The sequence below is a fragment of the Ideonella azotifigens genome, from assembly GCF_006519715.1.
Taxonomy (GTDB): Bacteria; Pseudomonadota; Gammaproteobacteria; order Burkholderiales; family Burkholderiaceae_C; genus Ideonella; species Ideonella azotifigens.
Map to the genome: position 1 here is coordinate 1 of NZ_VIDT01000400.1, position 5,231 is coordinate 5,231.

Genomic DNA, 5,231 nt, shown 5'->3' on the forward strand with positions numbered 1-5,231 from the left:
TGGAGGCGACAAGTATTCTGACGCGGGGGGCTGGTGTACCGGTAGTAGAAAGCCCTGGCCCCCGCTGGCGTGATTCTTCCGACAAGGCGTCCCTCGCCTCGGGCGCCATCTTCAACGATCCAAACGTCCTTGCCTGTAGGCCTTGCCTGCATCGCTTTATCCGTGATCGTCGTCATAGCGTTACTGGTGCCTATATGGTGCCTATTTTTTTTCAGGCTTTCAGTGCACGTCTTGGGGCATCTCGAAACAATGATTGTTTTCAAGCCATTGAAATACAAAGATATTTTGCATTTTTTGGCGCTTCTTGGAACATCTTGGAATGTTGTCTCTTTTGCATGGGGTGCAAGGGGTCGCGAGTTCGAATCCCGCCACCCCGACCATAGAAAACAACGGGTTAGCTCTGCAAGGGGCTAACCCGTTTTGTTTGTGGGCCCAGCATGGGTGTACTCTTGTGGGGGCAAGTCCCGCCGTAAGTTGATCACGACGAACGAAGTGAAGCGCAACTGCACGAGGGTGACCAAGTGTGGGGAGGAAGCGCGGAGCGAAGCTGCGAGCCGATGGACAAGAACTATGTCGATCTGAGCGGGACGCCTGACAAGACGGCGGGCACGACACGCACGCTGGTCCGCATCACTGTGCATCTTTCCAGCCTGCTCATGGCGTCACCCTACTCTGCGATCAAGGGTGAAGAAGAAGGCTGATCGCTCTGCCTGGGCATGCCAGTTGCGCGGAGGCGCACCTCGCATGGCGTGGGCAATCGGCTGCAGTCGCTTGGCGAGTCGAAGGTCTTCGTCGCGAGGCGGCTCCCATCAAAGATCCAGCACCAGCATCTCCGAGCGAGACCTCGAACAACACGGCAGGAACTGGTCGTTCGCCGCCTGCTCGGCGGGCGAAAGGTAGAGATCCTTGTGGTCCGGCTCGCCGGCGAGCACTCGGGTCAGGCAGGTTCCGCACACACCCTGCTCACAGGAGGTGGGTATCTCCACACCCACCTGCGCAAGCGCGGCCACCACGCTGATCTCCTTCGGCACCCAGACGACTTGCCCGGAACTGGCGAGCTTGACCTGGAAGCCTGCATCGTCCGCCGATGAGGCGAGAGCGGCGCCGAAGAACTCGTGGTGCAACGCGGCCTCCGGCCAGCCGGCGGAACGGGCGGTCGTCAACACCGCGTCCATGAACCCTTTCGGGCCGCACACGTACAAGTGGGTGTTGCCGACGGGCGCCGCGAGCAGGTCGGTGAGCACAAGGCGAGATTCCGAGTCGCCGAAGTAGTGGTGCACACGGCCCGCAAACGACGACGCCGCGAGATGTTGGATGAACGAGGTGCGTTCGCGAGATCGCGTGGCGTAGTGCAATTCGAATTCGGCGCCGATGCGGGCCAGGCGCTCCGCCATGCACAGCACTGGCGTGATGCCGATGCCGCCTGCCAGCAGCAGATGCCGCTGCGCGTCGTGAGCGAGAGCAAAGTGATTTTTCGGCAGGCTGATCGTCAAGCTGTCGCCCACCCGCACCCCGTCGTGCAAGGCCTTGGAGCCTCCTCGCGACTGGGCGTCACGCAGCACGGCGATCCGGTAGCGGTGGCTCTCGGCGGGATCGTTGCAAAGCGAATATTGGCGTGTCAGGCCGTCGCGGATCAATACGTCCACATGCGAGCCGGCCGAGAATGGCGGCAGCGCTCCGCCGCCAGCGTCCACCAACTCGAAGCTGCAGATGTCGACCGCCTCCACGTTGCGTGCCGCCACCATCACGCGCAGCATGTCGGTGGTGTGGCCCATGCTAGGTCCTCCTCGGCTGGCGAGCGCCGCGGGGCCGGGGGTGCCCGGCAGTTGGCAAGCGTTGTTCAGGAACATGACGGTGCCTCGCCGTTCAGGCCTTGTCCAGAGGCCGGAAGAAGTGCCCCGCCGGCACGCTGATCACCGGCTGTCCGGGATCGAAGCTCGTGCCGAGCGGATCACCGCCCTCGGCCACCACGGCGATCTGCTCCTTCAGCATGCGACGCATCATCACAATGCCTCGGTCGCTGGTGCCGAGATGTTCTTCGGAGTGCAAGCTCAGTACGCCGGCGCTCGCCTGCGCCTCGTAGTCGTTGGGCGAGTCCTGCAACTCCTCGCGTGTCATCTCACCCCAGGCCTTGCCCTTCCACCGCATCGTGCCGAACACCCCCGCCGTTGCGGTGCGTGCCACCAGCACCTGCACGTAGTGGGTGTCGTCCACCGGCACCACCCAGGAGATCCGGTTGGCCCGGCCGTCGCTCACGTCGGTACCCGGGATCGACATCACGTTCGGGAAGAAGTAGCTGGTGATGCGGCTGAACTCGGTGTCGTCGAGCACGCGCTTGGCCACTGCCTGCGAGCCGTTCGGCGTGCGCGTGAATTCCACCGAGGGCATCACGGCGAACTCCTCGGCGAACTGCACTACGCTGAAGGTCGAGTGCAGGACCTGCACATGAAAGGGGTCCATGATGTTGTCATTCATCTGCAGCCAGCTGTAGGGCACGTGCGGTGTGGCGGCGAAGGTTTCGTCGCGTGTCGCACCCCAGCCGCCCACGCTGGTCTCGTGGAACTCGCCAGGGGCCAGGTCTTCCAGGATGTCGTAGCGCGGCAGCACCGGCTTCTTGTCCAGCGGGCCCAAGTAGGCGAACACCAGCCCGTAGCGCTCTTCGGTCGGGTACCAGGGTTGGCGCACCTTGTCGCGAAAACGGCCGTTGTCGGGCTCGCAGGGTTGGCCGAGGCAGTGGCCCTCGGTGTCGAAGCGCCAGCCGTGATAGCAGCAGGCGATGCTGTCGGCGCCGACCTTGCCGTAATAGAGTGAAGCCCCGCGGTGCATGCAGCGTGGGTACAGCAGCCCGACCTGGCCGTTGCCGGTCCGGAACAACACCAGCTCCTCGCCGAGCACCTTGATGAGCTGCGGCCGGCGAGTGACCGCCGCGGACGCAGCGACCGGTTGCCAGTAGCGCCGCAGCAATTCACCGCAGGGCTGGCCCGGGCCGATGCGCGTCAGCAGTTCGTCGGGCTGACCCGGCACGTAGCCGTGTGCGCTGCCGCTGGCCGGAACGATCGGCACCACGGTTCTTGCGGGCTTGGCGGTTGGCTGGAGAAGTTGTTCGTTCATGGTTCGGGCTCGTTGAAAGAAGAGCATCGATGCTAGGAAGCAAGCATCCCGGGCGCCAATGCAGATTGGCATGCGGCGATGCGTTCTGCCGATAGCGCGCCGCTGGGTGCCATAGGGAATCGGCATCGCTGCGGCTGCGAATCGCAGCGCGCGAGCCACTGCAAGCCCGCAGAATTCTTCTCAAGACCTCCAAGGAGACAAGGCCGGTGAATTCCACTAGAAGAAAGTTCATGGTCGCCAGCGCGTCGATCCCCGCCCTGGCGTTCCCGAGCCGCGCATTCGCCGAGACGAGCTACCCGCCCGGCAAGTGGCCAAACAAGCCGATGCGGCTGATCGTGCCCAACGTGCCGGGCGGCGGCACCGACACGCTGGCACGTTTGCTCGAGCGCCACTTGGCCAAGATCTGGCAACAGCCCCTGCTGGTCGAGTACAAGCCCGGCGCAGGCACGATGATCGGCACCGACTACGTGGCCAAGTCGCCCCCGGACGGATCGACGCTGGGCATGGTCGTGACCTCGCATGTGATCAACCCGGCGTTGCGCAGGAATATGCCGTTCGACACCCAGAAGGACCTGGCCGGTGTGATGTTGACCGCCCGCTCCAGTCTGCTGCTCTCGGTGGCGTCCGGCATGCCCGTGCACTCGCTGGCAGAGCTGCTGGCCTACTCGCGGGCGAACTCGGGCAGGCTTAGCTACGCCACGCCAGGCGCCGGCAGCTCGATGCACCTGGCTGGCGAATTGCTGAAGCTCACCTCCGGCCTGGACATGGCTCATGTGCCCTACAAGGGCAGCGGCGCCGCCTACGGCGATGTGTTCGAGAACCGCGTCAACGTGCTGATCGATCCGCTGTTCAGCTCACTACCCCATGTCACTGCCGGGCGCTTGCGGCCCATCGCGGTGCTGAGCGCCAGACGCGATGCCATCGCGCCCAGGATTGCGGCGATCGGCGAGACCTATGCCGGGTTCGATGTGCAGAGCATCAACGGCATCGTGGTGCCCGCCGCCACGCCGCGCGAGTTGGTGAAGCGCCTGAACGCCGACTTCGCCGCCGTGCTGAAGAACGACGAAGTCGTCAAACGGCTCGCCGAAATCGGCCTGGAGCCCGTTGCCTCGTCACCCGAGAGCTTCGACGCCTACGTGAAGAGCGAAATGCAGCGCTGGCAGGCCGTTGTCAAAGCGGGCAACATCACCATCGATTGACGCTCCGCGCTGACCGCGGCCGCTACAGGGTCGCGGCAGTCTGCAGGTCGCCGATCGACTCTTCCTCGCACAAGGCGCGCAGCTCCGCCAGCAACGCCTCGAGTCCGGCCGATCGAATCGCGTCAGCGCGCATCACCACGCCGATCTGCAGCTCGGTGCCGGCCAGTTCGATCGGCAACAACGTCAGCTGGCCGTTGCGCTGCTCGTGCAGGGCCTGCCGACGCGACAGCACGGACAACCGGTCGCTCGCCCGCAGGAGCCCGCGGACCATCGCCACCGTGTTCGACTCGATCGCGTGGGCCGGCAGGCTCAGGCCCGCTGCCAGGATCGCCCGCTCGAAAACGTTGCGCGAGCGAGTGCGGCGGTACGGCACCACCCACTCGGCATTCGCAATGTCGGGCAGTGCCAGCCGCTTGCGTTGCGCCAGCGGATGCCCCGGACGCACGACCACGGACAGCACGTCATCGAAGAGGCGCTCCTGCACCATGTCGTTGGGCGGGCTGGGGTGCAGCGTGCCGACCATCACGTCAATGTCGCCGCAGCGCAGGCCTTGCAGCAAAGCGTCGTACGGACTTTCGATGACGCTCACGTGCAACTCCGGATGCGCCGCGGCGAGCTGGCTGATCGCCCGTGGCGCGAGCACCGTGCCCGAAAGCGGCAAAGCGCCCACCAGCAAGCGGCCGCTGACCAGGCCGACGCTGGCGGCCAGGTCACTGCCGATGGCACCGATCTCGGCCAACGCCAGCTTGCCGCAGCGCACCATGATCTGGCCGCAGGTGGTCGCGACCATGCCGCGCGATGTGCGCAGGAAGAGGTCGCGGCCGACGATACGTTCGAGGTCGCGCAGCGCCAGCGTAATCGACGGTTGAGACAAGCCCAGACTCAGCGCTGCCGCCGTCTCGGTGTAGTGATCGGCGATGG

The 5,231-nt window shown here is 64.9% G+C and carries 5 protein-coding genes; 2 read left to right on the forward strand and 3 right to left on the reverse strand.

Annotation, left to right across the window (positions count from 1 at the left end):
- Nucleotides 1-557 precede the first annotated feature (557 nt).
- The gene (locus FKP22_RS32330) at nt 558-701 is read left to right on the forward strand and encodes a hypothetical protein (protein ID WP_170200981.1); all 144 of its coding nucleotides are present in this window, start codon (nt 558-560) and stop codon (nt 699-701) included.
- 108 nt (nt 702-809) lie between these two features.
- Here the strand turns inward: FKP22_RS32330 and FKP22_RS20380 are convergent, their stop codons facing one another.
- Together FKP22_RS20380 and FKP22_RS20385 are read right to left on the reverse strand one after the other, a co-directional pair.
- Nucleotides 810-1,775 (reverse strand): PDR/VanB family oxidoreductase, encoded by a 966-nt coding sequence (locus FKP22_RS20380; RefSeq protein WP_211361490.1) that lies wholly within the window; start codon nt 1,773-1,775, stop codon nt 810-812.
- A 91-nt stretch (nt 1,776-1,866) separates the two neighbouring features.
- Complete coding sequence (locus tag FKP22_RS20385; protein WP_141289523.1) at nt 1,867-3,111, reverse strand: Rieske 2Fe-2S domain-containing protein; 1,245 nt, start codon at nt 3,109-3,111, stop codon at nt 1,867-1,869.
- 230 nt (nt 3,112-3,341) lie between these two features.
- Here FKP22_RS20385 and FKP22_RS20390 point away from each other — a divergent pair, with 230 nt between their 5' ends.
- Nucleotides 3,342-4,310 (forward strand): tripartite tricarboxylate transporter substrate binding protein, encoded by a 969-nt coding sequence (locus FKP22_RS20390; RefSeq protein ID WP_141289524.1) that lies wholly within the window; start codon nt 3,342-3,344, stop codon nt 4,308-4,310.
- Nucleotides 4,311-4,332: 22 nt separating this feature from the next.
- Here FKP22_RS20390 and FKP22_RS20395 read toward each other — a convergent pair.
- A partial coding sequence (locus FKP22_RS20395; RefSeq protein WP_141289525.1) for a LysR family transcriptional regulator occupies nt 4,333-5,231 on the reverse strand: 899 nt, incomplete at its 5' end.